The organism is Mycobacterium sp., from assembly GCF_035274705.1.
Taxonomy (GTDB): Bacteria; Actinomycetota; Actinomycetes; order Mycobacteriales; family Mycobacteriaceae; genus Mycobacterium.
Genome location: NZ_DATENY010000045.1, coordinates 1 through 26,362 on the forward strand (window position 1 = coordinate 1; position 26,362 = coordinate 26,362).

A 26,362-nucleotide genomic window follows, 5' to 3' on the forward strand; every position below is an offset into this window, starting at 1 on the left:
GTTGAACCGGCGAAACCCTCTCGGCCGGTTGAACCGGCGAAACCCTCTCGGCCGGTTGAACCGGCGAAACCCTCTCGGCCGGTTGAACCGGCGAAACCCTCTCCGCCGGCTGAGCGGCTGATCGCATGTGGCGACGTGTCGTCGGTGTCCTGGTCGTAGGCCATCGCGACTTCGATGGGATCGGGCCGGTCGAGGTCGGCGGGGTCGGGTTGGCCGCGGAAGCGGTGCCACAGTCGGCGCCCGGCCAGGAAAACCAAGACTGCGCCCGCCGAGAGAGTGATGAAGAACAGCACCTTGCCGTACGCATTGGAATGCACGGAGAGCCGGACCGGCTCGCCCAGGGGCAGACCGTCGGCGGTCCGCAATGCGACGTCTACAGCGACGCGTTGGGTGAAGTGCACCTCGATCGGCACCCGCAGCGGCAGGTAACCCGGCGGAAGCTCGATCTCACCCATATCGGTCACCGACATGCCGGGTGGTGCGTCAACTTGCAGCCGGACCCGGATCGGCACCGGAAGGTCGTTGCGCAGCGCCAGCGGCAGCGGGCTGTGCTCGGTCGCCAAGGTGTAGGAGCCGCCGGGATTGACGATCGTCACCGCGCCGAACAGGTCGTCGACCGTCCGGCCGACGGTTGTCAGCCGCTGCTGAGCCAAACCGTTGCGAGCGTCGGGCGGAACCGACTGGCTCAGCGCGCGCAGCATGTCCTCGCGCAGCGGCGCGGTGTACTGGCCACCGGTCAGGCCGGTGCGCACATCGGTGGTCAGCGCCGACGACAAACCGCGCAGTCGGTCGGTCACCGAGGCGATGCCGTCGACGACGCCGCCGTCGAACCGGCCGCGAGGATTGCCCATGACGCTGTCGGGCAACGGCGCGAGGTCCTGCGGCGGCACGGCGTTGCTTTCGGCGATCACCGCGGTGAGCGGCCGCGGGATCGCCAGGCCCGCATGAATGGTGCTCGCCACCGCGGTGAGTATGGACTGCGCATCGTCGGGCTTCAGGTTCCACGCGAGCGGTGGCATCAGCAGTTGAGTGCGCGGCTCGGTGTCGGGATGCAGCCCGCGCCACAACAGTGAGCCGAGCGCGTCCTGGCGGCGCGCGGCCTGCGAGTCGTGCTTGACAGGGATATCGAGCGAGCCATCCAGATACGACGGCGATGCCGGCTCGGTCCCGGCTCCGGCGAGCGCGGCACCGACGGTCGGGTCGAATGGGGCGGCGACGACCTGCGGGGTGTAGCGGACGGGGTTCACGTCGGCGGTTGCCGGCTCGCCCGTGGCCGAGTCTTGGGCCGTGAAGTGGGCGGCGCTGATCGCAACGGCGTTGCCCTGATCTGACAGGAGTTGGACGGCCTGGCCGGTCAGCGGCCCATCGCCGACGATCGTGGCGCCGCGCACGGACGCGACGCCGAGGATCTGGTCGACGATGTCGGCTGCTCTGTTGGTGGCGATGCCGCTCAGCTCGGCGTCGCCGACGCGGTGGAGCGCGTCGAGGTCGGCCTGCGCGTAGGTCGTCGGCGTAACGCACATGCGCTGTGCCAGTGCCTTGAGCCGGTTGAGCCAGCCGGCCGCGGCATCCTGGCCTGCGCCGGGATGCGTCGGCGTGGCCGGACCGGCGTCGGGTGCATCGTTGACGACGTATCCGCCGGTCATCGCGTTGACGGTAACCAGCAGGTCGGGATCGACGGCCACGCACAACGCGTTGCGCACCTCACCGCCGGGGTCGACTGGCGGGCTGGTGGCGAAGTCGACCGCCGACAGCAGTGTGTCCAGCCGGCCGCTGGGCGCCAGCGACGTCGCAAGCTCGTCGTCGAGCAGCCGCACCGGAAGGGTGCCGCCGGGTGCACCGGCCGCCAGCCGCGGCCGATCGGCCAACGGCCACAGCATGGTCAGCCGCACCGGTTTGGAGGTGTCGGGCGGTACGACGGATGTCACCGCGTCGGTGCTCTCTGCGGCGGGCTCGGGCGGCACACCGAGCACCGGCAGCAGGAAGCGAGCGTCGTCGAGGCGCGCAGGGTCGCCGTAGTCGGGCGTGCCGTTGACGTTCACCATCACCGGATAGACGCCGGGCCGCTCGATGTGCATTGACGGCAGTTCCGCCGAGCGCAACGGGTAGGCGAGAGTGAACGGAACAGCTTGTCCGCGAAGCAGTTCCGGCGCGACGGTGATGAAATCCGCGACGGGTTCGAACTGGTCGACGTTGCCGGTGAGGTTGGTGCGCAGGCCCGCCGACGCGGCGACGGCGGCGGTGTGCTCGAGGCGCACCATCACGTCGCGGACAGGACGGTCGCCGACGTTGAGCACCGACCCGGTGATTGTGACGATGGGCTCGCTGGTGGTGGTGACGACTTCGGGAGTGACTCGGTCGACGCGCACCTGGAGGAACGGGGTAGCTCCTGGCTCACCCGCGGCGGCGTGGGGGACGGCGGCGGGCCAGGCGATCAGCGTCAGCAGCGCGAGCGCGGCGAGCAGACGCGGCAGTTTTGCCACTTCACGGCCCTTGTCCGCAGCCGTTCGTCCGCCGACCGGACTGCGGTTGGGCGGCATCGTCGGTACGACGGTTGCGGGTGTGTGAATGCGTTTGGGCACGCCGCCGCGGCGCGGTACGCGGAAGGGGCGGCAGGCCGGCGGGCCCGTCGGTGTGAAGCTTGTCGATCAGCTCACCGGCGACTTCGGCCAGCCGGCGTTCATCGGCGTAGGCCAGCCGTGACGGCAGTTCCTTGAGCGGCACCCAGGCCACCTCACTGACTTCGACGTCCTCGTCGGAGAGCTCGCCGCCCAGGAAACGCATCAAGTAGTGGTGCACGGTCTTGTGCACGCGGCGGCCCTCGGTGACGAACCAGTAGTCGATGCTTCCCAGCGCCGCCAGCACGCTGCCCTGGATGCCGGTTTCTTCGGCGACTTCGCGGATCGCGGTCTGTTCAGCGGTTTCACCGAGTTCGATGTGGCCCTTCGGCAGCGACCACAGCATCCGGCCGCGGCGATCGAGGCGGCCGATCAGCGCGACGACCTGACCGTCCTTGGGGCCGTCGATGCCGTCGATGACCAACCCGCCTGCGGAGGTTTCGTGCACCGTACGTAGCCGGTCCGGTGGCCGTCGCGGCCGGGACTTTTGGGGCTTGTTCTGCCCGGCCGACTGGTCCTTCTTGGTATGTACCGCGGTGTTGTTGTGGTGCTCGGCGGTGGCTTCCGGCGGACCGGCCGCGCGTCGGCCGCGGCGCCGCCCCCGGCGTCGTCTTGGTTTGGCCTGTTCGCCGTCCGACACCCAAGCGATAGTAGCTGCCATGAACTTTGGCTCCCGCCGCACTCACCGGTCGTGACGGACCTGTTGCACATTAGGGTTATCGAACGTGCCCGATTCAGCTGCAGACGCCGAACTGCTTGCCGCCGCGCAAGTTGCGTTGAACCGCCACGGCGCCGTGTTGCGTGACATCGGTCGAGTATTCGCTGACGCGGGACACGCGCTCTACCTGGTGGGCGGAAGCGTCCGCGATTCGGTGCTTGGTCGGCTCGGCAATGACCTGGATTTCACCACCGACGCCCGGCCAGAGCAGATGCAGAGAATTCTGCGCCCGTGGGCCGAGGCACTGTGGGACACCGGCATCGAATTCGGCACCATCGGCGTCGGCAAGGCGGGCGATCGGTTGGAGATCACCACGTTTCGCGCGGACACCTACGATCAGGTGTCGCGCAATCCGGAGGTGCGCTTCGGTGACCGCCTTGACGACGATCTGGTGCGCCGCGATTTCACCGTCAACGCGATGGCGGTGCGCATCACACCCGACGGGCCGGCCGAATTCCACGATCCCCTAGGCGGTTTGGCGGCGCTGCGCGCTAATTTGCTGGATACACCGTCGGCGCCGGAGGTGTCGTTCGGTGATGATCCGTTGCGGATGCTGCGTGCGGCGCGGTTCGTCTCGCAGCTTGGGTTCACCGTCGCGCCGCGGGTGGTCAAAGCGCTCCACGAGATGGCGCCGCAGCTGGGCCGCATCACCGCCGAACGGGTGGCAGCGGAGCTGGACAAGCTCCTTCTGGGCGCGGATCCCGTCGCGGGCATCGACCTCATGGTGCAGACCGGGCTGGGCGACGTGGTGCTGCCCGAGGTGGGCGCGATGCGGATGGCGATCGACGAACACCATCAACACAAGGACGTCTATCAGCATTCGCTGACGGTCCTGCGCCAAGCCATCGATCTCGAAGACGAGGGACCCGATTTGGTGCTGCGGTGGGCGGCGCTGCTGCACGACATCGGCAAGCCGGCCACCCGCAAGCACGAATCCGACGGCGGTGTCAGCTTTCATCATCACGAGGTCGTGGGCGCGAAGGTGACCCGCAAGCGGATGCGGGCGCTGCGCTACTCGAAGCAGATGATCGACGACGTCTCTCAGTTGGTGTACCTGCATCTGCGGTTCCACGGTTATGGCGACGGCAAGTGGACGGACTCGGCGGTACGCCGGTACGTCACCGACGCCGGCCCGCTGCTCGGCAAGCTGCACAAGCTGGTGCGGGCCGACTGCACCACCCGAAACCGGCGCCGGGCCGCGCGGCTGCAGGCCAATTACGACGACCTCGAGCAGCGCATCGACGAGCTGGCGGCGAAGGAGGATCTGGCACGGGTGCGGCCGGACCTCGACGGAAACGAGATCATGCAGATCCTGGGCATCCCGGCAGGCCCGGGGGTGGGGGAGGCCTGGCGGTATCTCAAGGAGCTGCGGCTGGACCGCGGCCCGCTCAGCCACGACGACGCCGTCGAGGAACTGCAGAAGTGGTGGAACGCCAGGCAGTAGCCGCGCGTCTGAACCGGCATGGACTACTGCCTCGGGGATGGCGACGGTTCGGCGACGATGTGGACCGCTGAACCGAACGTCGATGTGGACGGCGACGGCCGGCTGGACGCCGTCGGGCTGGATTTCGACGGCGACGGTCTGCTCGACGACGCGATGGCCGACTTCGACGGCGACGGGGTCGCCGATCACCTGGTTCGCGATTACGGCGCCGATGCGGTCTCCTTCACCGACGACGGCTCCGGCATGTGGGCGGTGAGCGTCGACCGCGGCGGGCAATTGCGTTGGTTCGGACTGGATGGGGTTGAGCACGCCGGCGGCCCGCTTGTCGACGTCGATGCCGACGGGCAAGCCGATGACCGATTGATCGACATCGACGGCGACGGGCTCGCCGACCGCGCGCTGTCGTCAGGGTTGGCATTCGTCGACACCGACGACGATGGACAGTGGGACGTGAAACTCGCTGATACCGATGGCGACGGTAGGGCCGACGCCGCGACGGAGCTGTAGCTCAGTCCCGACCCGTGCCCGGCGGCCCGGCGAAGGCCTGCGCAATGCCGAGCCACTTCTCGGCGTCCGCGCCGACGGCTTGGACGTCCAGGCCCGCCCGCGGCCGCCGCTGCGTGACCAGCATGCAGAAGTCTTCTGCCGATCCGCTGACGCGCTGTGCGGCGTCCTCCGGTCCCCACGACCATGTCGAGCCGTCGGGCGCGCGCAGCTCTACCCGGAACGGCTCGGCGGGCACGTCGAGCCCGTTGATCGCGAACGCGAAGTCGCGGGTGCGCACGCCGATATGTGCGATCGAGCGCAGCCGCGCGGTTGCGGGCCGCTTCACCCCGAGCGTGTCGGCCACGTCGAGCCCATGCGCCCAGGTCTCCATCAGCCGGGCCGTCGCCATCGACGCCGCGCTCATCGGCGGGCCGAACCACGGCAGCTTGCGGCCGTCGGCGACCGCCAGCAGCCCGTCGTGCAGGCGGGCGCGGGTCGCACGCCAATCGGTCAGCAGCTGCTCGGGTGCAACGGCCGCAAGCTCCTCCGCGCCCTCGTCGACGAACCCGGTCGGGTTCTTTGCGGCTTGTTCCAGCACGGCCGCGAAACCGGCTTCATCCGTGACTGCGATCAGCGCGACGCGATCCGTCCACAGCAGGTGCGCGATCTGATGGGCGATCGTCCAGCCCGGCGCGGGCGTCGCCTCTGCCCAGCGCGCGGAGGGAAGGTCGGCGACCAACGCGTCGAGCTCGTCGCTTTCGGCTCGCAGATCGGCCACCATCGGCCCGGCTGTCGCCATGCCCCGTACCCTAGCCGGACGGCGTCGCGCGGCGGCCGATGGCGGCATGTGCGGCCAGCCCGACGAGGTAAACCCCCGCGCCCGCGATGGCCAGCGCCGGCTCGTAGCCGTTTTCAGGGATGACGGTCGCCGACGCGGCGATCGCGATGATGAACGACATCCAGAACAGCGAGTCCTGGACCGTGAACACGTGCCCGCGCAGCGCGTCGTCGACGTCGATCTGCATCGCGGTGTCCGCGCACAGCTTCACCACCTGCCCGGCCGCGCCGAGCAGGAACCCGCACACCACCATGACCGGAAGCTGCAGACCTGATCCACCGAGCTGAACGACCGCCGCGAAGACCAGGGCCCAGTTGGCCGCGGCGTACCGGCCCAACCGGCGGACGATCGTCGGCGTGAGGGCGGTGGCAAGGAACGATCCGCTGCCTGTGGCGGCGAGGAAAATCACCGCGGTACCCAGGCCCAGCCCCGCGACGTCGGGGTTATCGGAGTGCCGCACCATCACCAGTACGAGCAGGGTGTTGATGCCGAACACCATGCGATGCGCGGATAGCCCTGCCAGCGTCGCTGCGACGGTCGGCACGGCCCAGACCGTGCGCGCGCCGTGCACCCATCCCGTCGCCACCGCGTAGGCGACCGATCCATGGATCGCGCGCTTGCTTTCGTGGGGACCCAGGACGTGCGGTGCGAATCGGACCGACAGCAGCAGCGCAATCGTCACCGGCACCGCGACGATCAAAATGATTGCGGCAGCACCGGTGTCGCCTGTGCCGAACACCCAGCGGGGCAGCAGCATGAAGTTGGCGCCGATGAATGCCGCCGCGGCGCCGGTGGCCGTCGCCACCGAGTTCATCGTCACCACCTGGTCGCGCGGCACCACGTCGGGCAGCGCCGCCGACAGCCCGGACGACACGAATCGGGTGAACCCGTTGACGATCAACGCGCCAAACAGGATTGGCAGATCACTCGTGCCGGCCGCGAGCAGGGCCGCGACACTGAGTACCAGCAGCAGCCGGCCCGTGTTGGCGGCGATCAGGACAAGCCGCCGGTCCCACCGATCGAGCAGTGCGCCGGCGAACGGGCCGAGGATCGAATATGGCAGAAACAACACCGCGAACGCACCGGCGATCGCCCACGGTTCGGCGGCCCGCTCGGGATTGAACAGGATCGCGCCGGCAAGGCCGGCCTGGAACAGGCCGTCGCCGAACTGGCTGACGGTGCGCAATTCGAGCAGTCGCCGGAATTCGGCGAGTGCACGCACCGAGCGCCACACGGCGATGGGCGCGCCAGTGTCGGCCACGGAAATCACGTCCTGTTTCACGGCAGTACTTCACGATCGGGGGCGATCGGCAACCCGACCACACTACAAATATCCCGGCGGGCCGCGCTTGTTCGCCACCATGACCGGTTGCCGGTGCCATCATGGTGAGGTGGCGCAGTCAGAGGATCCGGAGGATTTCGTCGCCCCAACGGCGCACCGGGTACGCGCGGGAACGCTGCTGCTCGCCAATACCGATCTGCTGGAGCCGACGTTTCGGCGCAGCGTGATCTACGTCGTCGAGCACAACGACGGCGGCACGCTCGGCGTCGTGCTCAACCGGCCAAGCGAGACCGCCGTGTACAACGTCTTGCCGCAGTGGGCCAAGCTGGCCTCCAAGCCGAAGACGATGTTCGTCGGCGGCCCGGTCAAGCGCGACGCGGCGCTGTGCCTGGCGACGCTGCGCGTCGGCACCGACCCCAACGGCGTGCCGGGGCTGCGGCACGTGCAGGGCAGGATGGCGATGGTCGACCTCGACGCCGACCCCGATGCGATCGCCCCCATGGTCGAAGGCGTGCGTATCTTCGCCGGCTATTCAGGCTGGACGATCGGTCAACTCGAGGGCGAAATCGAACGCGACGACTGGATTGTGCTGTCCGCGTTGCCATCCGACGTTCTTGTCGAGCCGCATGTCGACCTGTGGGCAAGGGTGCTGCGACGTCAGCCGTTGCCGCTGTCGCTGTTGGCCACCCATCCGATCGACATCAGCCGCAACTGAAAGCCGGTCAGCGGCAACTTACTTGCACGACAGCGTGCACGTCGCACAGGCACCGCCACAGCTCACGCTGGCGGCTTCCTGGCGTGCGACGACCTTCGCGCTCTGCCAACAACCGGCCGCGACCGTGGCGACGGCGCCGACGACGCACACGATCACCACGAGCAGGCTCGTCTCCGGCCGGGTCGATAACGCCACTGCGCCGCCCGCGGCGAGCATCACCGCCGCGGCCAGCTGAGTCGGGGCCACCGCGCGCAGAACTTGCCGGACCGGATCGGCCGAGCGGGGACCGCTCAGTAGCCAGAGGCCGAGCCCTGCGGTCGCGATGGCGGCACACAAGCAGAGCACCGCGGCGATCAGCATGGGCCACACAATACGAGCCCAACGCCGGTCGTGTCGGGTTGGGCGTCCCCCGGGCGCCAGGCTTCGCCCGGGGGACGACGCTTACCCCGGTAGCCCGAGAAGCTGCGGCGCCCCTGGTACCTGCGGCGTGCCTGGTGTCGGCGCGGGCGCAGGGGTTGCGGGTGCGGGGACGCCGACCTTGAAGCCGTTGACGATCGCATCGGTGGCGTCTGCAGCGGCGACCACTTGGTCGACGCTGGTGGCCACCGACAGTGTGATGAGGTATTTGTCCGGGCCGGCCGTCGCGATGAGGTGGCGGCGCGAGGTGTTGAGCGTCATGGAGTTCTCGCGGTAAGTGCCCTCGATCACCGACGAAGGCATCCCGCCGAAATCGGCGAGCGATCCGTCGGTTGCCCGCCAGGCCGGCAGCTGCTGGCTGTCGACGAACCCGTGGCTGATGGCCTCCTTCGGGTCGAAGTCGCCGATCAGCTTGTACACCACCAGCTGCGCGTTCGACGAGTACAACCCGTTGCCGCCCACCCGATCGGCGATCACCGCGAATGCGTCGGGGACGTTCGGATCGGGGATCTGGGCCCAGCCCTTCGGGATCGGCAGCACGATGGTGAGCGCCTTGAAGTCGCGGCTGTTCTGCGGCTCGAGCTTGACGCCCTTCTCCTTGAAGAAGTCGGTCAGGGTGCCCGAGCTGGCAGGAGTGATGGTGGCCGGCGGCTGCGCGGGCACTGCCGGTGTCGAGATCCCCGCAGGCGCCGCTCCGGTGACCGGCATGACAGCCGGTTGGCCTGTGAGCTGAGGTGCTGTCGCGCCAGTGGCCGACGTCACAGCCGGTTGACCCGCGAGCTGTGGGGCTGTCGCGGCGTTCGGTGTCACTGTCACGGTCTGCGTCACAGTCGCCGGCGCGGGGACGGGCGGTTGCGGGAACACCGGCTCAGCTGAAGCGGTGGGTCCGGCGAAACCGACGACGGCGGCCATACCGGCTGCCGTGCCACCTGCCAGAATCCGCCAGCGGCGGGCGATCTCGTTCATCGACGTCGGTCCTTCTCCAGCGGTTCGGGGCTCGTCACGCCCTGGTCAGGCGCTGACCGTATCCCGCCCGAAGTATTAGCCACCAGGGCTGGAACCGACCTGGGACCAACCCCTGACCCGCCCGCAATGGAACCGATACCAAGCCGTGGCCGACGCGGGTGTATCGCCCGCTCGCGGGCGGGCGGTCAACAGCGTGCTTATACCCTGTTCACGTGACCGAGCCTGCCGCCGCCGAGGCCGATACCCCGCAGCACCGCTACACCGCGGAGCTGGCCGGGCAGATCGAGCGTGCCTGGCAGCAGACGTGGGACCAGGCGGGGACGTTCAACGTGCCCAACCCGGTGGGCTCGTTGGCGCCGGCGGACGGGTCGCCGGTGCCGTCGGACAAGATGTTCGTACAGGACATGTTCCCGTATCCCTCAGGCGAGGGCCTGCACGTCGGCCATCCGCTCGGCTACATCGCCACCGACGTGTACGCCCGCTACTACCGGATGACGGGCCGCAATGTGTTGCATGCGTTGGGCTTCGATGCGTTCGGGCTGCCGGCCGAGCAGTACGCGATCCAGACCGGTACGCATCCACGCATCCGCACCGAGGCCAATATCGTCAACTTCCGGCGTCAGCTGGGCCGACTGGGGTTCGGACACGACTCACGTCGCAGCTTTTCCACGACGGACGTCGACTACTACAAGTGGACGCAGTGGATCTTCCTGCAGATCTACAACGCTTGGTTCGATCCCGCCGCCAACAGGGCCCGGCCGATCGCCGAGCTAGTCGCCGAATTCGAGTCCGGCACAAGGACTCTCGACGACCGCCGGTCTTGGCCGGAGTTGTCGGCCGATGAACGCGCGGACGTGATCGACGCGTATCGCCTGGTGTACAGGGCCGACTCGATCGTCAACTGGTGTCCGGGCCTCGGCACCGTGTTGGCCAACGAGGAAGTCACCTCCGACGGCCGCAGCGAGCGCGGCAACTTCCCGGTGTTCCGGAAGCGCTTGCGGCAGTGGATGATGCGCATCACCGCCTACTCGGACCGGCTGCTGGACGACCTCGAACTGCTGGATTGGCCAGACAAGGTCAAGGCCATGCAGCGCAATTGGATCGGCCGGTCCACGGGCGCATCGGTGCTGTTCGGCACTGAGGCCGGGGACATCGAGGTGTTCACCACACGACCCGACACCTTGTTCGGCGCGACCTACATGGTGTTGGCGCCCGAGCACGACCTGGTGGACAAACTGACCGGGGCGCAGTGGCCCGCCGGTGTCGACCGGCGGTGGACGTTCGGCGCGGCCACGCCCACGGAAGCCGTCGGGGCCTACCGCGCGACGATCGCGGCCAAGTCGGACCTGGAGCGCCAGGAGAACAAGGACAAGACCGGCGTCTTCCTCGGCAGCTACGCCACGAATCCCGTGAACGGCCAACAGATCCCGGTGTTCATCGCCGACTACGTGCTGCTTGGTTACGGCACCGGCGCGATCATGGCCGTGCCCGGTGGGGACCAGCGAGACTGGGACTTCGCGCATGAGTTCGGCCTGCCGATCGTGGAAACGGTTGCCGGCGGCGATATTTCGCAGGGGGCGTACAGCGGCGACGGTGAGGTGGTCAACTCCGACTACCTCGACGGGTTGAGTGTCGCCGCGGCGAAGGAGGCCATCACTCGACGCCTGGAGGCCGACGGCCGCGGACAGGCCCGCGTCGAATACAAGCTGCGGGACTGGCTGTTCGCGCGGCAGCGGTACTGGGGCGAGCCGTTCCCCATCGTCTACGACGCCGACGGCCGCGCCCTTCCACTGCCCGAATCGGCGCTGCCGGTCGAACTGCCCGACATACCCGACTACGCGCCAGTGCATTTAGACCCCGACGACGCCGACAGCGAGCCGTCGCCGCCGCTGGGCAAGGCGACCGACTGGGTGCACGTCGAACTCGACCTCGGCGACGGGCTGAAGCCCTACACGCGCGACACCAACGTCATGCCGCAGTGGGCAGGCAGCTCGTGGTACGAGCTGCGCTACACCGATCCCAACAATTCAGAAGAGTTGTGCGCCAAGGAGAACGAGGCTTACTGGATGGGGCCGCGGCCCGATATCCACGGCGCGAAGGACCCCGGCGGCGTCGACCTGTACGTCGGTGGCGTCGAGCACGCAGTGCTGCATCTGCTGTATGCGCGGTTCTGGCACAAGGTGCTCTACGACCTCGGCCACATCAGCTCGAAGGAGCCGTACCGGCGGCTGGTGAACCAGGGCTACATCCAGGCGTTCGCCTACACCGATACGCGTGGCGCGTATGTGCCGGCCGCCGAGGTCACCGAGCGTGACGGCAAGTTCTACTGGCCGGGCCCGGACGGCGAACTCGAGGTCTTCCAGGAATTCGGCAAGATCGGCAAGAGCCTGAAGAACTCGGTGTCGCCCGACGAGATCTGCGACAACTACGGCGCCGACACGTTGCGCGTCTACGAGATGTCGATGGGGCCTCTGGAGGCGTCGCGGCCGTGGGCCACCAAGGACGTTGTCGGAGCGCACCGGTTTCTGCAGCGGGTGTGGCGGCTGGTTGTGGACGAGCAGACCGGCGAGGAGCGCGCCACCGAACACGAGATGCTGGACACCGAGACGGTGCGGCTACTGCACCGCACGATCGCGGGGGTGTCGGACGACTATGCCGGGCTGCGCAACAACACCGCCGCGGCCAAGCTCATCGAGTACACGAACCACCTGACCAAGCAGGGGATAACGGCGCGCGCGGCGCTCGAGCCGCTGGTGCTGATGGTCGGGCCGCTGGCGCCGCATCTCGCCGAAGAGCTGTGGCGGCGACTCGGCCACGACACCTCGCTGGCGCACGGCCCGTTCCCGGTGGCCGACCCGCAGTACCTCGTCGAGGACACGGTCGAATTTCCGGTGCAGGTCAACGGCAAGGTCCGCGGCAAGATCACCGTGGCGGCCGATGCTGACGCCGACGCGCTTGAGGCTGCGGCGTTGGCCGACGAGAAGGTGCAGGCCTTCCTCAACGGCGCCACCCCGAAGAAGATCATCGTCGTCCCGGGCCGGCTGGTGAATCTCGTCGTCTAGGCGAAGATTGCCACACTGCGTCGGCCACGAAAGTAAGGTGCTGTTCGTGGGCAAAGGCCTGTTAGCTAACGGGCGGGGCCGCTGGTTGGCACTGGCGGTGTCGGTCGCCGTAGCCGCCGCCATGCTCTACGCCCAAGGCGCAGAGCGTTCGTGCTGTGCTGAGGTCCCCGCAGGAGCGCCAACAGGCGAGGCATCTGCGCCTGTCGCCGCACCGGATGTCCCGAGTCCCCCCGCGGCGGAATTGTTGGCGGCAAGCGCGCCCCTCGCTGCTCGTGATTTCCAGTTCGCATTACCTGCCGGCATTGCGCCTGAGCAGGGGTTGCAGATCCATACCATCTGGGTGGCCCGTGCCGTCAGTGTGATGTTTCCCGAGATCACCACCATCGGCGGGTACCGGCAGGATCCGTTGCCGTGGCATCCCAACGGGTTGGCCATCGACGTGATGATCCCGAATTATCACAGCCAAGAGGGCATCGATCTGGGCAACCAGATCGCCGGCCTGGCCTTGGCGAACGCGAAACGCTGGGGCGTCATCCATGTGATCTGGAGGCAGGGGTTCTACCCAGGCATCGGCGCGCCGAGTTGGACCGCGAACTACGGCAATGAAACCGCCAACCACATGGACCACGTCCACATCGCCACCGACGGCGGCGGCTACCCGACCGGGCGTGAAAACTACTACCTCGGCTCCATGACGTCCTAGCGATTTGTGGAGCCGGACCGGCGCTCACCGCCGGCGCCGCTCCACAAATCACCGCGGGCGGACGATGACCTCGTGAATGTGTGCGTCGGCGGGTGCGCTCACCGCATCGGCGACCACCTTCGCGACGGTCTCCGGCTGCAGAAAGCGCGACGGGTCGTAGTCCCCGCCTGCGTGCGCGACCAGGCCTTCTTGCATCTCGGTTGCGATCCGGCCGGGATGGACCGACGTCACTCGCAGCGACCGCTCGTCGTTGCGCAGCGAGTCGGCGAACCCGCGCAGCGCGAACTTGCTCGCGGAGTACGACGCCAACCCTGGTGAGACGTTGATCCCAGAGCCGGAGTTTATGAACACGACGTGTCCACCGGCGGCGCGCAGCGCAGGCAAAAGTCCGAGTGTAAGTGCCACGGCCCCAATGACATTCACCTGCATGGTGGAGCTCCACTCGTCGACCGTCGACTCGGCTACGCGTCCCGGATACGCCACGCCGGCGTTGTGAATCAGCACGTCGAGCTCGACGATCGGCTCGACGACGGCGGGGATGGCGTCGATGTCGTCGAAGTCCACCGGCCAGGTTGTCGCGCCGAACCGCGAGGCGACCTCGTCGAGGTGGGCCGACGGGCGGCCTGCCAAGAACAGAGTGTGAGTTGGCGCGAGCGCGGCAGCGATGGCCTCACCAAGGCCGCGGGAAGCCCCGGTGATCATCGCGCTCGGCATGTCGCAACCCTACCGACCTGCGAGGAATGCCGACCCGTCGCATGATGGACACAATGCCCGACCACAGCTTCGCCCCGACACAGCTCGCAGCCCGCGCCGCATATCTGCTGCGCGGCAACGACCTGGGTGTGATGACCACAGCGGCGCCGTTGCTGTATCCGCATATGTGGAGCTGGGACGCGGCGTTCGTGGCGATCGGTCTGGCTCCGCTGAGCGTCGAGCGAGCGGTCGTCGAACTCGACACCCTGCTCAGCGCGCAGTGGACCAACGGAATGATCCCGCACATCGTCTTCGCCAACGGCGTCGACGGGTACTTCCCCGGGCCCGCACGATGGGCCACCTCGGCGTTGGCGGCCAACGCGCCGCGGACCCGGCACACGTCCGGAATCACCCAGCCGCCCGTTCATGCGATCGCGGTGCAGCGCATCCTCGACCACGCGCGCACCCGCGGCAGGTCTACCCGCGCCGTCGCCGAGGCGTTCCTGGACCGCCGCTGGGCCGACCTCGTCCGCTGGCATCGGTGGCTTGCCGAAGGACGTGACCAAAGCGAGCACGGCCGCATCACGCTGTATCACGGCTGGGAGTCCGGTATGGACAACTCGCCGCGGTGGGATAGCGCCTACGCCAACGTGATTCCGGGCAACGTTCCGGAGTATCAACGCGAAGACAACGCCATCGTCACCGACGCCAGCCAGCGTCCAAGCGATGTCGAGTACGACCGCTATCTCTGGCTCGTCGAGGAGATGAAGGCCGCCCGCTACGACGACGAGCTGCTGCCCAAGGTGATGAGTTTCGCCGTCGAGGACGTGTTCGTTTCGGGGATCTTCTCGGTGGCCTGCGACGTGCTGGCCGAGATCGGGGAGGACTACAAGCGGCCGCACGCCGACGTCAGAGACCTCTATGGGTGGGGTCAGCGGTTCCGAGCCGGCGTCGTCGAGACCACCGACGAACGCAGCGGCGCTGCAAGGGATTTCGACGTGCGCGCTGAGCGATGGGTGGCCACTGAGACGGTCGCACAGTTCGCTCCGCTGCTGTGTGGCGGATTGCCCCACGACCGCGAACGCGCGTTACTGCGGTTGCTCGAAGGGCCGCGGTTCTGCGGGCACCCCGATCTCAAGTACGCGCTGATCCCGTCGACGTCCCCGGTATCGCGCGACTTCCGGGCGCGCGAGTACTGGCGCGGGCCGGTGTGGCCTGTCATGACGTGGCTGTTCTCGTGGTGCTTCGCGCGCCGCGGCTGGGCTGAACGTGCGCTGATGCTCAAGCGTGAAGGCCTGCGGCAGGTCAGCGACGGCACCTTCGCGGAGTACTACGAGCCATTCACCGGTGAACCGTTGGGCAGCATGCAGCAGTCGTGGACCGCCGCGGCGGTGCTGGACTGGCTGGGCTGACTACTCAGCCAGACGCTCGAGCGGGACCAGCGCCTTGGTCAGCGTCTCGATGTCTTCTGGGCTGAGCTTGGCCATCAGCGTGGCGAGGTGAGCCCGTCGGGCGGCCAGCGCTTCGCGATGCTGCGCCAGGCCTTTCGGGGTGATGTCGACCAGGACGGCGCGCAGATCCGATGGGTCGCGGGAGCGCTTGACGAGACCCAGCTTTTCCAGCCGCCGGATCGCCACCGTCGTGGTGGGCGTGCGCACGCGTTCGTGCGCGGCGAGTTCCGTCATCCGGATCGGGCCCTGGTCGAGCAACGTCAGCAGAATCGACAGCTGAGCCAACGTCAGATCGCCCGCGTCCGGGCGGTTGGTATCGCCCCGGCGGAGGACGGAAAAGACTTTGGAGAGTACGCGCTGCAGCTCGCCGGCGAGCTCGCTGACCTGCGATTCGGCCTCCACCATAATTCGCCAGTCTAACCTGTCGGGGGCTGCCACATGCGAATGCGCGTCAATTAATCTCAAAGAACCTGCGATAAGAATCGGCGCAGTCGATCGGTTTCGGCGGCGTCGAATATTTGCTCCGGCGGACCCGATTCGACCACCTGTCCGTGGTCCATGAACACCACCGCATCCGACGTCGATCGCGCGAACCCCATCTCATGGGTGACGACGACCATCGTCATACCGTCGGACCCGAGATCGGCGATCAGCGACAGGATGCCCTTGACCAATTCCGGGTCCAGCGCCGAGGTGGCCTCGTCGAAGAACATCACCTGTGGTGACATCGCCAGCGCCCTGGCGATCGCGACCCGCTGCTGCTGACCTCCCGACAGCGTGCCCGGCCGCACATCGGCCTTGTGCCGCAGCCCGACTCGGTCCAACTGGGCCAGGCCCAGCTCCCGGGCTTCGCCGGCGTCGAGCTTCTTGAGCCTGCGCGGAGCCATCGTCACGTTGTCCAGCACGCTGCGATGCGGGAACAGATTGAAGTGTTGAAACACCATCCCGATGCGCTGACGCAATTGATCGGGGTTGTCGGTGAGCACCGAGCGGCCGTCGAGCAAGATGTCGCCCCGGTCGGGCTCGTAGAGCCGGTTCAGCGTCCGCAGCAGCGTTGACTTACCCGAGCCCGACGGTCCGATCACCGCAGCGGTGGTGCCGGCGGGCACGTCGATGTCCACACCGCGCAGCACCGCGTTGGGACCGAATGACAAATGAATCTCCTTGGCCGCCAACGAGACTGGATCAGCCATCAGATCATCTCCTGGGACGTGGACAGGTCGAGCGGATCCTCTTGGCCGGGCGGGCGCCCCCGTCGTAACCGGGCGTCGATGAAGTTGACCAGATGCGTCAGCGGCACCGTCAACAACAGATAGAACAGCCCCGCTGCCACCAAGGGCGACAAATTCCCGGTCTGCGCGTTGAGGTCGCGGCCCACCTGGAACAGCTCGCGCTGGTTGGCCACCAACCCGAGGAAGTACACCAGCGACGACGCCTTCAACAGCGAGATGAACTGGTTCATCAACGCGGGCAGTACCCGCCGCACACCTTGCGGCACCACCACCAACCGCATCGACGAGGCGTAACTAAAGCCCAACGCCCGCGACGCCTCAAGCTGCCCGGGCTCCACGCTCTGGATGCCGGACCGGAAGATCTCCCCGACATAGGCGGCGGCCATCAGACCTAGCGCGGCGATGCCAAGCGGATACGGATTGTTTCCGGTCAGCCCGCCCACCACTGGGCCGACGCCGAGGCCGATCAGCAGGATGATCACCACTTCGGGCAGCCCGCGGAAGATGTCGGTGTACACCCGCGCCGGCCAGCGCAGCCACCGCGCCCGCGAGATACCGGCGACGGCCAATGCCATACCGAGCACCAAGCCGATCACCGAAGCGCTCACTGTCAGGATCAACGTGTTGGGCAGGCCGGTCTTGAACAGATCCGGGATGGCCTGCTTGTAGAGATTCCAGTCGAGGAACGAATCCTTTAGTTGCGACAGTGTCGACTTCGGTGCGGCCGGACCCGCTGCAGGCTGCTGGTGTTGCGCCGTGATCGCGTTGAAGTCGGGCAGCTGCGGCACCGGAGCCGCTTTCGAGCCGGGCTTCCAGCCGGGCGGCAACGCGCGCGGCACCCAGTCGGTGTACAGCCGCGACCAGGTGCCGTCGGCAATCACCGCGTCCAGCCCCGCGTTGAGCGCATCGATCAGCGGCCGGTTCTCCTTGGCGATAGCCCAGGCGACGAAATTGTCCAAGCTGAAGGTGTTTTCGATGATCTGAGCCGGATCGCCCGGCTGCACTGTGCCCGACGCCTGCTGCGACGGCGCCACCCACGCGTCGATCTGGCGCGTCTTCAGGCTGGCGTAGACGGTGTTGTAATCGGGGAACTTGACGGGCTGCAGGTGCAGCGTGTCGATGACGTATGCCTCCTGCACGGTGCCCTGCACGACGCCGATGCGTTGACCCTCCGCCAGCTTGTCGAATCCGGTGATCGGCGAGCCGGTTGGAACCACCAACGAGAAATAGCCGAAGTCGTAGCCGTTGGTGAAGCCGACCGTTTTCCGGCGCGCATCGGTGGTGGTGATCGACGACGAGCCCACGTCGAAGCGCCGCGACGCCACCTGCGCCAGCAGTCCGGAGAATTCGGTGCCGACGAAGTTGATCTTCAGCCCGAGCTTGTCGGCGATCGCGCGTAGCAGCTCGTTGTCGAATCCGGTGAACTGGCCGGCCGAGTTGATGCAGATGCTCGGCGGCGCGTCCGACAGCGTGCCGACGGTCAGCGTGCCGGGGACGCTCAATCCGAGCGCGTTGACGTTGACGGCGCTCAGCGGCTGGACGGTCGCGGTCGTGTATTTGTCCTCGCCGGGACCTGAGGCCTTGGCGAGATTCGTCGGCAGCGCGCTGGCGCTTTGGACTCCCGGCGGTGCGCACTGGTCGGCGCCGGCAGGTGCGGCCAGGCCCATGCTGCACACCAGCAGCGCGGTCAGTGTCAGGACGAAAACCTTCACGAGCCGCATTCAAAGCAACGTAGTAGCAGTGAATGTGAAGTCAGCGGCTTCAGCTCAATCAGAACGCAACTGGCGTGCCGGGGCTGGATGTCGCCGGCCAGGCGGCTCCGGCCGGTCGGAACACCCCGCGGCGTACCAGCTCGGTAAGCATGATGCGGGCCATCACCTCGGAGCGCTCGACGCACGCGTGACGCGCGCTGTCCGCATCGCTGCGGTGGATCGCGGCGAGCTCGGCCTCGTAGAACGGCAGCATCTCGTCGTGGTTGTTGAGGTAGGCCATCCAGAAACCGCGCGGGATGAAGGTTTGTGATGCGCGGATCGCGGCCTGCAACCGCGGACCCGCGAATTCGTCGTTGATGACGCGACGGAATTGCGATGCCGTCTCCTGAAAGGCGCGGGACTCTTTGCTGCCGCGCATGGTTTCGATCAGCGCGTCGAGCTGGGCCACAGTTCTGGGCGACGCATCGACCGCCGCGCGGGCAGAGGCGATTCCGCACAGCAGCCCGTACAGCTCGTGGTGTTCGCGCACCACCGACTCGTCGAAGCGTTCGACGTACGCGCCGCGGTGATACTGCGTGGACAGGATCCCGTCGTGTTCGAGCTGGACCACAGCCTCCTGGATGGGCACGCGGCTGAGCCCGAGTTCCTGCGCTATCTCATTGCGGTCCACCCGATCTCCGGAGCGCAGTTTGCCGGTCAGTACCAGGTTGACGACATGCGAGACAACGAGGTCTTTTTCTTTGACCCCATACTTCTTGGGCATGGCGGCGACAGTGTCTCACGCCGCACGCCCGTTAGGGCGCGGTTACGACGATCGGCTGTCGCGCCAGCGGCACAACGCTTCGGCGGAGCTCAAGTCGTAGTCGGGACCGGTGACGCCGACCGTAAATTGCGTCACTCCAAGCTCGATCAGCGCGTCGGCGTCGGCCAGCAGCGCGTCACCCCCGCCCTGTAGGCCCGCCGACCGTTCGATCTCTGCCGGGTCACGGCCAATCGCTTCGCAGTGGTCCGCTAGGACCTGGGCCTTGTGCGGGTAGCTCTCGCGGTCGACGAAGCCGTGCCAGGTGCTGGCGTACTCGGCGACCATGCGAAGTGTCTTCTTCTCGCCCGTACCGCCGATGAGGATCGGAATATCGCGGGTGGGCGCAGGATTCAGCTTGGCGAAGCGGGATTTGATTCGCGGCAGCGCTTTGGCCAACTCGTTGAGCCGCCCACCGGCAGTGCCGAACTCGTAGCCGTATTCGGCGTAATCCCGCTCGAACCACCCGGAGCCGATGCCGAGGATCAGCCGCCCACCGGAGATGTGGTCGGTGGTGCGCGCCATATCTGCCAGCAGTTCGGGGTTGCGGTATGAGTTGCACGTCACCAGCGCGCCGAACTCGATACGCGAGGTCTGCTCGGCCCAGGCGCCGAGCATCGTCCAGCATTCGAAGTGCGGACCATCGGGTTCGCCGTAGAGGGGATAGAAGTGATCCCAGTTGTAGGCGACGTCGACGCCGAGGTCTTCAGCGCGGCGGACGGCGTCGCGGATGTTGTCGTAGGACGGTGAGTGTTGCGGCTGCAGTTGCACGCCGATACGAATCGGATGGGGCACGAATCCCAACCTAGACGCCGATTTGGCCGTCGGTCTTCCACACCGCGACGACCGAGGGCCGTGCGGGCGCATCGCCACCGTCTGGCCAGTGCGACAACGGCTTGTCGATGCTGTAGTCGTCGCCCTCACCGGGATGCTGCACGCACACCGTGATGAGGTCGTCGGTCACGACCGGCCCGCAGGTCTCCGCACCCTTCGGCACGGTGAGGAATTGTTTGGTCTCGCCGCGGTTTGGTCCGTCGAGCGCGACGGCGAACAGCCCGTCGTTCGATTTGAGCGCGTTGCCGTCGGTGGCGATCCACAGGTTGCCGTGGCTGTCGAACGCGAGGTTGTCCGGGCACGAAATCGGGCTGACCTTGGTCTTGTCGAACCCGGCGAAATAGGTGTCGGCGGCCTTGGGATCACCGCACACCAGCAGCAGGTCCCAGGTGAAGCTGGTGCCGGAGTGGTCGTCGGTGATCTCGAGGATCTGCCCGTTCTTGTTCTCGTTGCGGGGATTGGCGGCGTCGACCGGCGGCTTGCCCTGGGTGCCGCGCTTGTCGTTGTTGGTCAGCGCGACGTAGACCTTGCCGGTCTTCGGGTTGGCCTCGAAATCCTCGGGCCGGTCCATCTTCGTCGCGCCCACTTTGTCGGCGGCGAACCGGATGAACACCGAGACCTCTTGCGCAGTCATGCCGTCCACGAGTGATTGACCGGTTCCGTTCGGTCCGGATTTCAGCAGCGGGATCCACGTGCCGCTGCCGGTGAACGAGCCCTTCGCCGGCAACTTGCCGGAGCCGTCGATATCGCCGGGCGGAATGTCACTGGACAACTTGGCGACGTAGAGGGTGCCCTCCTCGAGGAGTGTCATGTTGTGCGCGACGGCCGCGGGGTCCCCGGTTTCCCAGGCGGGCTGAATCTTCTTGTCGGAGACGAACTTGTACATGTATTCGAAGCGTTCGTCGTCGCCGGTGTAGACGACCACGGTGCCGTCACCGGTGACGTGGACGGTCGCGGCCTCGTGCCGGAACCGGCCGAGCGCCGTGTGCTTGACCGGTGTGGATTTCGGGTCGAACGGGTTCAGCTCGATGATGTAGCCGAACCGGTTGGCTTCGTTGGGCGTCTTGCGGAAGTCGAACCGCGGGTCGAACGTCTCCCATTTGCGCTCGCTCGGTTTGGCCTCGAATCCGTAACGGTCCTCGCGGTCGGCGATGACGGGGTTTCCCGCGGCGGGTGCGTCCTTGGCGGTGCCGAAGTACGAATAGAAGTTCTCTTCGCCGGAGAGCACGGTGCCCCAGGGCGTCACGCCGCCGGAGCAGTTGGCGAACGTGCCTGCGACGGTACGGCCGGTCGGGTCGGCGGGCGTCTTGACGAAGTCGCTGCCGGCGCCGGGGCCTGTGAGCATGAACGGGCTGTCGGCGGTGATACGGCGGTTGTAGGTGCCCATTACGGGAGTCAGTGTGCCGTTGCGCTTTTCGACTTCGACGACGGTCAGGCCGTGCGCGGCGATCCCGATGTCGAACTGGTCGCGGGTGGGCTTGTCGGGGTCGTAGCCGGGAAACATGAACTGCTCGGTGGTGTATTCATGGTTGACCACGAGCAGGTAGCGGTGCTGTGCGCCGGGGATCGGGAGCAGCCCGGCGAAGTCGTTGTTGAACCCGAATTGTTGACGCTGTGCGGCGGCGGTCTGCGCCCGGACGTCGAACTGCGGCGCGCCTGGCACGACGGGATCGCCCCAGCGGATGACGACCTTCTGCTGGTAGCCGTCGGGGATGACGACAGCGTCCTCGGTGTTTGGCGCAACGGCGGTGAAGTTCATGCCGGCGGGCGGTTGGTTGGGGGCGCTGGAGGTCGGCGTTGCCGTCGTCGACCCGGCGTTCGAGCAAGCCGCCAGGGCGGACCCGGCACCGACGGCCAGGACGGTGATGCCGCCCGCACGCAGCAGGTCACGGCGGGATACCGCCTTGACCATGTCGCCGAAGTACTCGCCGTCGCTGGTGTTGCTGGGTGGCTGTGCGCACGCGTCGCCGCAGCGGTAACGGCAGGTCACATGTTGCCGGGACGACTTTCCGTGATGGGTGACAAGGAGATTCAACGGAACGAGGGCCACAGCCGGAACGTACGGCAGCGCGGCTAGCAGGAGGTGAACAGTAGGCGACGCGCGGCTAGCCGAGGATCTCGCGCAGAATCTCGATCAGCACCAGCGGTTGGTCGCTCTGTACCGAATGCCCGGAGTTCTCGACCATTCGCACTTCTTGGAAGCCGGGGGCGGTGCGAGCGAACTCGTCGGCGTCCTCGTTGTTCACAAAGGCCGAATTCGCGCCGCGCACGAGCGTCGTCGGCACGGTCAGCTGCGGCACGTCGTCCCAAAGACTGTCGAACCCCTCGCCCCTGCGCATCGTGTCGTAGCGCCACGACCAGCTGCCGTCGTCGAGGCGTTTGGAGTTGTGAAAGACACCGCGGCGCAACGACTCTCGATCCCGATGCGGCGCCGCTGCAATGGTCAGGTCAAACATCGCCTGAAAGCTCGGAAACGTCCGTTCGCCCTCCACCAGCGCGACCGTGCCCTTCTGCTCCTCCGTCATCTGCGTGTGCCGCTCCGGCGCCGACGGTGTGACATCGACAAGCACCAGCTTGCGCACGAGGTCCGGGGCGGACACCGCCAACCGGATCGCTGTCAGTCCGCCTAGCGACATACCGACGACCAGATCGGCGTCGGGTGCGAACTCGCGCACCACCGGTTCCACTGCGACGGCGTTGAGCTTCGGTCCGTAGTCACCGTCTTCGCGCCACGCCGAACGCCCGTGGCCGGGCAGGTCGATGGACAGCGCCGGCTCACCGAGCCCGATGACCACCGTGTCCCACGTGTGGGCGTTTTGGCCGCCGCCATGCAGGAACACGACCCGCGGCGGCGCATCCCCAAACTTCAGCGCGCTGAGCGGACCGGAATCGATCCGCTGTACAGGCGGCACCTCGTCGACGCCGGCCTGCCGGGCGTTCTCCTGCAGGAAGGTGAACTCCCCCAGCGAGGCCAGTTCGTCGTCGGCGGAGATCTCACTCACGCCGTTGACCCTACAAAACGCCGAACTCCTAGCCCTCGATGAAGTCTTCGAGCTGCGTCCGCGCGATGTCGTCGGGCAGCTGCTTCGGCGGGCTCTTCATCAGGTACGCCGACGCGGCCACCACCGGGCCGCCGATGCCGCGGTCCTTGGCGATCTTCGCCGCGCGCACCGCGTCGATGATGACGCCGGCCGAGTTGGGCGAGTCCCACACCTCGAGCTTGTACTCCAGGTTCAGCGGCACGTCACCGAAGGCGCGGCCCTCGAGCCGCACGTAGGCCCACTTGCGGTCGTCGAGCCAGCCGACGTGATCGGACGGGCCGATGTGCACGTCCTTGGTCTTGAACTCGCGCTGCAGGTTCGACGTGACGGCCTGAGTCTTGGAGATCTTCTTGGACTCCAGCCGCTCGCGCTCGAGCATGTTCAGGAAGTCCATGTTGCCGCCGACGTTGAGCTGCATCGTGCGGTCGAGCTGCACGCCGCGGTCCTCGAAAAGCTTGGCCATCACGCGGTGGGTGATGGTCGCGCCGACCTGGCTCTTGATGTCGTCGCCGACGATCGGCACACCGGCGTCCTCGAACTTCTTGGCCCACACCGGGTCGCTGGCGATGAACACCGGCAGCGCGTTGACGAACGCCACACCGGCGTCGATGCAGCACTGGGCGTAGAACTTGTCGGCCTCCTCGGAGCCCACCGGCAGGTAGGACACCAACACGTCGACCTCGTTATCGCGCAGCACCTTGACCACGTCGACCGGATCGACGTCAGACACCTCGATGGTGTCGGCGTAGTACTTGCCGATGCCGTCGAGCGTCGGACCGCGCTGCACCGTGACGTTGGTGGGCGGCACGTCGGCGATCTTGATGGTGTTGTTCTCCGACGCGAAGATCGCCTCCGACAGGTCGAAGCCGACCTTCTTGGCGTCGACGTCGAAGGCGGCGACGAACTTGACGTCCCGGACGTGATACGGGCCTAGACGCACGTGCATGAGACCGGGCACCGTGGCCGTCTCGTCAGCGTCCTGGTAATACTGCACGCCCTGCACCAACGAGGACGCGCAGTTGCCCACGCCGACGATGGCGACCCGGATGTCGGTGTTCTCAGTCATGACGACGTTCTCCCTCTCACTAACTTTTGGTCTTACTCACGCTTTTGGTCTTACTCACGGCTGCTCGGCGCGCCCCTGCGCCAACCGTTCGGCGGCTATCAACTCGTTGAGCCACTTGACTTCACGCTCGCTGGATTCCAACCCGAGCTGGTGCAACTGCCGGGTGTAGCGATCAATCGAGCTGCTGGCCCGCGATACAGCTTCACGCAGGCCCTCACGACGCTCCTCCACCTGACGGCGACGCCCCTCGAGTATCCGCATCCTGGCCTCGGCCGGAGTGCGGTTGAAAAACGCGAGGTGAACGCCGAATCCGTCATCGGAGAAGTTCTGCGGGCCGGTATCGGCGACCAGTTCGGTGAAGCGCTGCTTACCGGCATCGGTGAGCTGGTAGACGCGCCGCGCGCGGCGCATCTTCGGGATTCCCTCGGGCGCGGCGTCCTCGACGATCAGGCCGTCGGTCTGCATGCGCCGCAGCGCCGGGTACAACGAGCCGTAGGAGAACGCCCGAAAGGCGCCGAGCAAGCCGGTCAGTCGCTTGCGCAGCTCGTAGCCGTGCATGGGCGATTCGAGCAGGAGCCCCAGGATGGCCAGTTCCAGCAATCGAATCACCTCCCCAAGAAACGCAGCTCATTCGCTACGACGCTTCGACACCTCGCGCAATAGTATCGCGCCGATATATTCGGTGCCAACAAATGGTTGCGTACCGTTGACGAGCGGCGAACCTCAGTCGATGGCCGAATCGATGCGCTTGATGGTGCCGTCGCCGGCGAACGTGATGGATCCGCTGCCGAAATCACTGGACACGCTGGCCCTCAGCGCCAGCGCGCCGGGAGTCAGCGGATCACGGGTCGGGTCGATGGACAGGTACGTGCTGTTCGGCTTGACGTCCTTCTGTTGAAGGCCGACCGTCTCAGGCGCGCCCCGCAGAATGCCGACAGCGGCCTTGACGTCGAAGGCAGCGACGTCCACGAGCACGTCGTCGTCGTCCTTCGCCGATGTCGACGGATCGTCGAAGCCACCGCGGTAGCTATAACTCAGCTTCCGTCGATCGTCTGTGGGATCCGCGCGGGACAGGACGGCGTAGTCGGGGTAGATGGTGAGGCTGTATCCCATGGTGTCGCCGAAGCGCTGCCTCATCTGCTCCAACAACCCGTTCAGGCCGCCGAGCGATTGCAGTTGCTTGGGTGGCGTCAGCACCTTGGCCGGGATTCCGTCGGACTTGGCCCCCGGGTCGGAGGTGAAGCTCAGCGGCGATGACGTGTTGCCGTACAGCCCCCAACCGATCGCAATGCCCAACAGCACCAGCACGACGGACACGGCGAGGCCGAACTTCCAATTGCCGCCGCCGAGCCGCGACGGCTTCTTGAGATCTGGCAGCTGAACGGGCGCGTTTGAGTTCTGAAGGTCGGAAACCAGATCCTGCAGCTGGCCCAGCGTCGCGGCGTTGGTCGCGGCCTTGACCCGGTCGCCGTGCTCGGCCATCGACAGCTGTCCCTCGCTCAACGCACTGTCGAGGATCTTGCAGGTGTCGTTGCGGTCGCTGTCCTTCGCCCGCGTTCCTGCCGTCTGCCTGGTCGCCACGACGATGATCGTAGGAGCAGGGTTGCCATCGCCGCAGACCAGATGGCGATCCCGGCGGGGAGGCGGTGGCGTCGCGCCTCGGCGGTCGCGGGGCCGACGTACTCTGGTCTCCGTGCGACTGCAGCGACAGGTGGTGGATTACGCGCTTCGGCGCCGCTCGCTGCTCGCTGAGGTTTATTCCGGACGTACCGGGGTTACTGAGGTCTGTGACGCCAACCCGTATCTGCTGCGGGCCGCGAAATATCACGGCAAGCCGAGTTCGGTGACATGCCCGATCTGTCGCAAGGAACAGCTCACGTTGGTGTCATGGGTTTTCGGAGATCACCTGGGCGCCGTGTCCGGTTCGGCGCGCACCGCCGAGGAGTTGGTTCTGCTGGCAACGCGTTACGACGAGTTTTCCGTACACGTGGTGGAGGTATGCCGCACCTGCAGTTGGAATCACCTGGTCAAGTCGTATGTGCTCGGCGCCGTCCCACCTCCCAAGGGGTCGCGAGGCACTCGGACGGCGCGCGGACGCGCGCGCACGGCCAGTGAATAACGAAGGGCGCCACGACCGGTCAGCCAGCGATGTCCGCACGGGGCAGGGGGCTGATGGTGTTGGCGCGCGTCCGCAACCCCGACCCGACGGGCCGCCCCGCCAGGCCGACGTCGGTCGGCATCGCCCGCCAGGGCCCGAGGCGCCGCGCCGGCCCCGTGCGTCGTCG

At 67.0% G+C, this 26,362-nt stretch carries 24 protein-coding genes; 7 read left to right on the plus strand and 17 right to left on the minus strand.

Annotated features, from left to right (window positions below):
* The coding region (locus VJV41_RS11130; RefSeq protein ID WP_414684935.1) for a DUF6049 family protein at positions 1–2,540 on the minus strand (2,540 nt) is incomplete at its 3' end.
* A complete protein-coding gene (locus tag VJV41_RS11135) occupies positions 2,485–3,258 on the minus strand; it encodes an NUDIX hydrolase (protein WP_325333605.1) in 774 nt (257 codons plus the stop codon). The genes VJV41_RS11135 and VJV41_RS11130, both read right to left, overlap by 56 nt.
* An 85-nt stretch (positions 3,259–3,343) precedes the next feature.
* On the opposite strand from VJV41_RS11135, the gene VJV41_RS11140 reads away from it, so the two are divergent.
* Both VJV41_RS11140 and VJV41_RS11145 read left to right on the plus strand, forming a co-directional pair.
* Entirely contained in the window at positions 3,344–4,780 is a 1,437-nt protein-coding gene (locus VJV41_RS11140; RefSeq protein ID WP_325333606.1) for a CCA tRNA nucleotidyltransferase, read from the plus strand.
* 18 nt (positions 4,781–4,798) lie between these two features.
* Positions 4,799–5,287 (plus strand): pullulanase, encoded by a 489-nt coding sequence (locus tag VJV41_RS11145; protein ID WP_325333608.1) that lies wholly within the window; start codon positions 4,799–4,801, stop codon positions 5,285–5,287.
* A 1-nt stretch (position 5,288) separates the two neighbouring features.
* On the opposite strand, the gene VJV41_RS11150 is transcribed toward VJV41_RS11145, so the two are convergent.
* Together VJV41_RS11150 and VJV41_RS11155 are read right to left on the minus strand one after the other, a co-directional pair.
* A complete protein-coding gene (locus VJV41_RS11150) occupies positions 5,289–6,065 on the minus strand; it encodes a TIGR03084 family metal-binding protein (protein ID WP_325333610.1) in 777 nt (258 codons plus the stop codon).
* Between the two features lie 10 nt (positions 6,066–6,075).
* Positions 6,076–7,365 (minus strand): MFS transporter, encoded by a 1,290-nt coding sequence (locus tag VJV41_RS11155; RefSeq protein WP_325333612.1) that lies wholly within the window; start codon positions 7,363–7,365, stop codon positions 6,076–6,078.
* A 130-nt stretch (positions 7,366–7,495) separates the two neighbouring features.
* Between VJV41_RS11155 and VJV41_RS11160 the strand changes: the two genes are divergently transcribed.
* On the plus strand, positions 7,496–8,101 hold the full coding sequence (locus tag VJV41_RS11160) for a YqgE/AlgH family protein (protein ID WP_325333614.1): 606 nt from the start codon (positions 7,496–7,498) through the stop codon (positions 8,099–8,101).
* Between the two features lie 18 nt (positions 8,102–8,119).
* Here VJV41_RS11160 and VJV41_RS11165 read toward each other — a convergent pair whose 3' ends face one another.
* Together VJV41_RS11165 and VJV41_RS11170 are read right to left on the minus strand one after the other, a co-directional pair.
* Positions 8,120–8,461, minus strand: coding sequence for a hypothetical protein (locus tag VJV41_RS11165; RefSeq protein ID WP_325333616.1), 342 nt, complete (start codon positions 8,459–8,461; stop codon positions 8,120–8,122).
* 81 nt (positions 8,462–8,542) lie between these two features.
* Positions 8,543–9,484, minus strand: coding sequence for an LpqN/LpqT family lipoprotein (locus VJV41_RS11170; protein WP_325333618.1), 942 nt, complete (start codon positions 9,482–9,484; stop codon positions 8,543–8,545).
* Positions 9,485–9,696: 212 nt separating this feature from the next.
* Between VJV41_RS11170 and leuS the strand changes: the two genes are divergently transcribed.
* Together leuS and VJV41_RS11180 are read left to right on the plus strand one after the other, a co-directional pair.
* The gene (gene leuS / locus VJV41_RS11175; RefSeq protein ID WP_325333619.1) at positions 9,697–12,546 is read left to right on the plus strand and encodes a leucine--tRNA ligase; all 2,850 of its coding nucleotides are present in this window, start codon (positions 9,697–9,699) and stop codon (positions 12,544–12,546) included.
* A complete protein-coding gene (locus tag VJV41_RS11180) occupies positions 12,533–13,249 on the plus strand; it encodes a glycoside hydrolase (protein ID WP_325333737.1) in 717 nt (238 codons plus the stop codon). Before leuS ends, VJV41_RS11180 begins: the two co-directional genes overlap by 14 nt.
* A 48-nt stretch (positions 13,250–13,297) precedes the next feature.
* Here VJV41_RS11180 and VJV41_RS11185 read toward each other — a convergent pair whose 3' ends face one another.
* Positions 13,298–13,963 (minus strand): SDR family oxidoreductase, encoded by a 666-nt coding sequence (locus tag VJV41_RS11185; protein ID WP_325333620.1) that lies wholly within the window; start codon positions 13,961–13,963, stop codon positions 13,298–13,300.
* A gap of 53 nt (positions 13,964–14,016) precedes the next feature.
* Between VJV41_RS11185 and ggh the strand changes: the two genes are divergently transcribed.
* Positions 14,017–15,354, plus strand: a complete 1,338-nt coding sequence (gene ggh, locus VJV41_RS11190; protein ID WP_325333622.1) for a glucosylglycerate hydrolase — start codon at positions 14,017–14,019, stop codon at positions 15,352–15,354.
* Here the strand turns inward: ggh and VJV41_RS11195 are convergent, their stop codons facing one another.
* The 10 genes from VJV41_RS11195 to VJV41_RS11240 form a co-directional block, all read right to left on the minus strand.
* Entirely contained in the window at positions 15,355–15,798 is a 444-nt protein-coding gene (locus VJV41_RS11195) for a MarR family transcriptional regulator (protein ID WP_325333624.1), read from the minus strand. It abuts the gene before it with no gap.
* Positions 15,799–15,854: 56 nt separating this feature from the next.
* Positions 15,855–16,586 carry an amino acid ABC transporter ATP-binding protein gene (locus VJV41_RS11200; RefSeq protein ID WP_325333626.1) on the minus strand — a complete coding sequence of 244 codons (732 nt, stop codon included), beginning with the start codon at positions 16,584–16,586 and terminating at the stop codon, positions 15,855–15,857.
* Positions 16,586–18,346, minus strand: a complete 1,761-nt coding sequence (locus VJV41_RS11205) for an ABC transporter substrate-binding protein/permease (protein WP_325333628.1) — start codon at positions 18,344–18,346, stop codon at positions 16,586–16,588. The genes VJV41_RS11200 and VJV41_RS11205 overlap by 1 nt, the downstream gene beginning before the upstream one ends.
* 49 nt (positions 18,347–18,395) lie before the next feature.
* The gene (locus VJV41_RS11210) at positions 18,396–19,100 is read right to left on the minus strand and encodes a GntR family transcriptional regulator (protein WP_325333630.1); all 705 of its coding nucleotides are present in this window, start codon (positions 19,098–19,100) and stop codon (positions 18,396–18,398) included.
* A 42-nt stretch (positions 19,101–19,142) separates the two neighbouring features.
* Positions 19,143–19,931: an LLM class F420-dependent oxidoreductase gene (locus tag VJV41_RS11215; RefSeq protein ID WP_325333632.1), complete on the minus strand. Its 789-nt coding sequence runs from the start codon at positions 19,929–19,931 to the stop codon at positions 19,143–19,145.
* Positions 19,932–19,941: 10 nt separating this feature from the next.
* Complete coding sequence (locus tag VJV41_RS11220) at positions 19,942–22,020, minus strand: PhoX family phosphatase (RefSeq protein ID WP_325333634.1); 2,079 nt, start codon at positions 22,018–22,020, stop codon at positions 19,942–19,944.
* Between the two features lie 55 nt (positions 22,021–22,075).
* Entirely contained in the window at positions 22,076–22,972 is an 897-nt protein-coding gene (locus VJV41_RS11225; RefSeq protein ID WP_325333636.1) for an alpha/beta hydrolase, read from the minus strand.
* 28 nt (positions 22,973–23,000) lie between these two features.
* A complete protein-coding gene (locus VJV41_RS11230) occupies positions 23,001–24,077 on the minus strand; it encodes an inositol-3-phosphate synthase (protein ID WP_325333639.1) in 1,077 nt (358 codons plus the stop codon).
* Positions 24,078–24,131: 54 nt separating this feature from the next.
* On the minus strand, positions 24,132–24,677 hold the full coding sequence (locus VJV41_RS11235) for a PadR family transcriptional regulator (protein ID WP_325333641.1): 546 nt from the start codon (positions 24,675–24,677) through the stop codon (positions 24,132–24,134).
* 123 nt (positions 24,678–24,800) lie between these two features.
* Positions 24,801–25,658: a DUF1707 domain-containing protein gene (locus VJV41_RS11240; RefSeq protein WP_325333643.1), complete on the minus strand. Its 858-nt coding sequence runs from the start codon at positions 25,656–25,658 to the stop codon at positions 24,801–24,803.
* 112 nt (positions 25,659–25,770) lie between these two features.
* Here VJV41_RS11240 and VJV41_RS11245 point away from each other — a divergent pair, with 112 nt between their 5' ends.
* Positions 25,771–26,196: a DUF5318 domain-containing protein gene (locus tag VJV41_RS11245; protein WP_325333645.1), complete on the plus strand. Its 426-nt coding sequence runs from the start codon at positions 25,771–25,773 to the stop codon at positions 26,194–26,196.
* Positions 26,197–26,362 lie beyond the last annotated feature (166 nt).

What these genes read in the sequence shown, in the direction of transcription:
- VJV41_RS11165 (WP_325333616.1), bottom strand. Translation starts at nt 8,461, where the DNA reads ATGCTGATCGCCGCGGTGCTCTGCTTGTGTGCCGCCATCGCGACCGCA.
- VJV41_RS11170 (WP_325333618.1), bottom strand. Translation starts at nt 9,484, where the DNA reads ATGAACGAGATCGCCCGCCGCTGGCGGATTCTGGCAGGTGGCACGGCA.
- VJV41_RS11150 (WP_325333610.1), bottom strand. Translation starts at nt 6,065, where the DNA reads ATGGCGACAGCCGGGCCGATGGTGGCCGATCTGCGAGCCGAAAGCGAC.
- VJV41_RS11205 (WP_325333628.1), bottom strand. Translation starts at nt 18,346, where the DNA reads ATGCGGCTCGTGAAGGTTTTCGTCCTGACACTGACCGCGCTGCTGGTG.
- VJV41_RS11230 (WP_325333639.1), bottom strand. Translation starts at nt 24,077, where the DNA reads ATGACTGAGAACACCGACATCCGGGTCGCCATCGTCGGCGTGGGCAAC.
- ggh (WP_325333622.1), top strand. Translation starts at nt 14,017, where the DNA reads ATGCCCGACCACAGCTTCGCCCCGACACAGCTCGCAGCCCGCGCCGCA.
- VJV41_RS11200 (WP_325333626.1), bottom strand. Translation starts at nt 16,586, where the DNA reads ATGGCTGATCCAGTCTCGTTGGCGGCCAAGGAGATTCATTTGTCATTC.
- VJV41_RS11145 (WP_325333608.1), top strand. Translation starts at nt 4,799, where the DNA reads ATGGACTACTGCCTCGGGGATGGCGACGGTTCGGCGACGATGTGGACC.
- VJV41_RS11210 (WP_325333630.1), bottom strand. Translation starts at nt 19,100, where the DNA reads ATGCCCAAGAAGTATGGGGTCAAAGAAAAAGACCTCGTTGTCTCGCAT.
- VJV41_RS11185 (WP_325333620.1), bottom strand. Translation starts at nt 13,963, where the DNA reads ATGCCGAGCGCGATGATCACCGGGGCTTCCCGCGGCCTTGGTGAGGCC.
- VJV41_RS11195 (WP_325333624.1), bottom strand. Translation starts at nt 15,798, where the DNA reads ATGGTGGAGGCCGAATCGCAGGTCAGCGAGCTCGCCGGCGAGCTGCAG.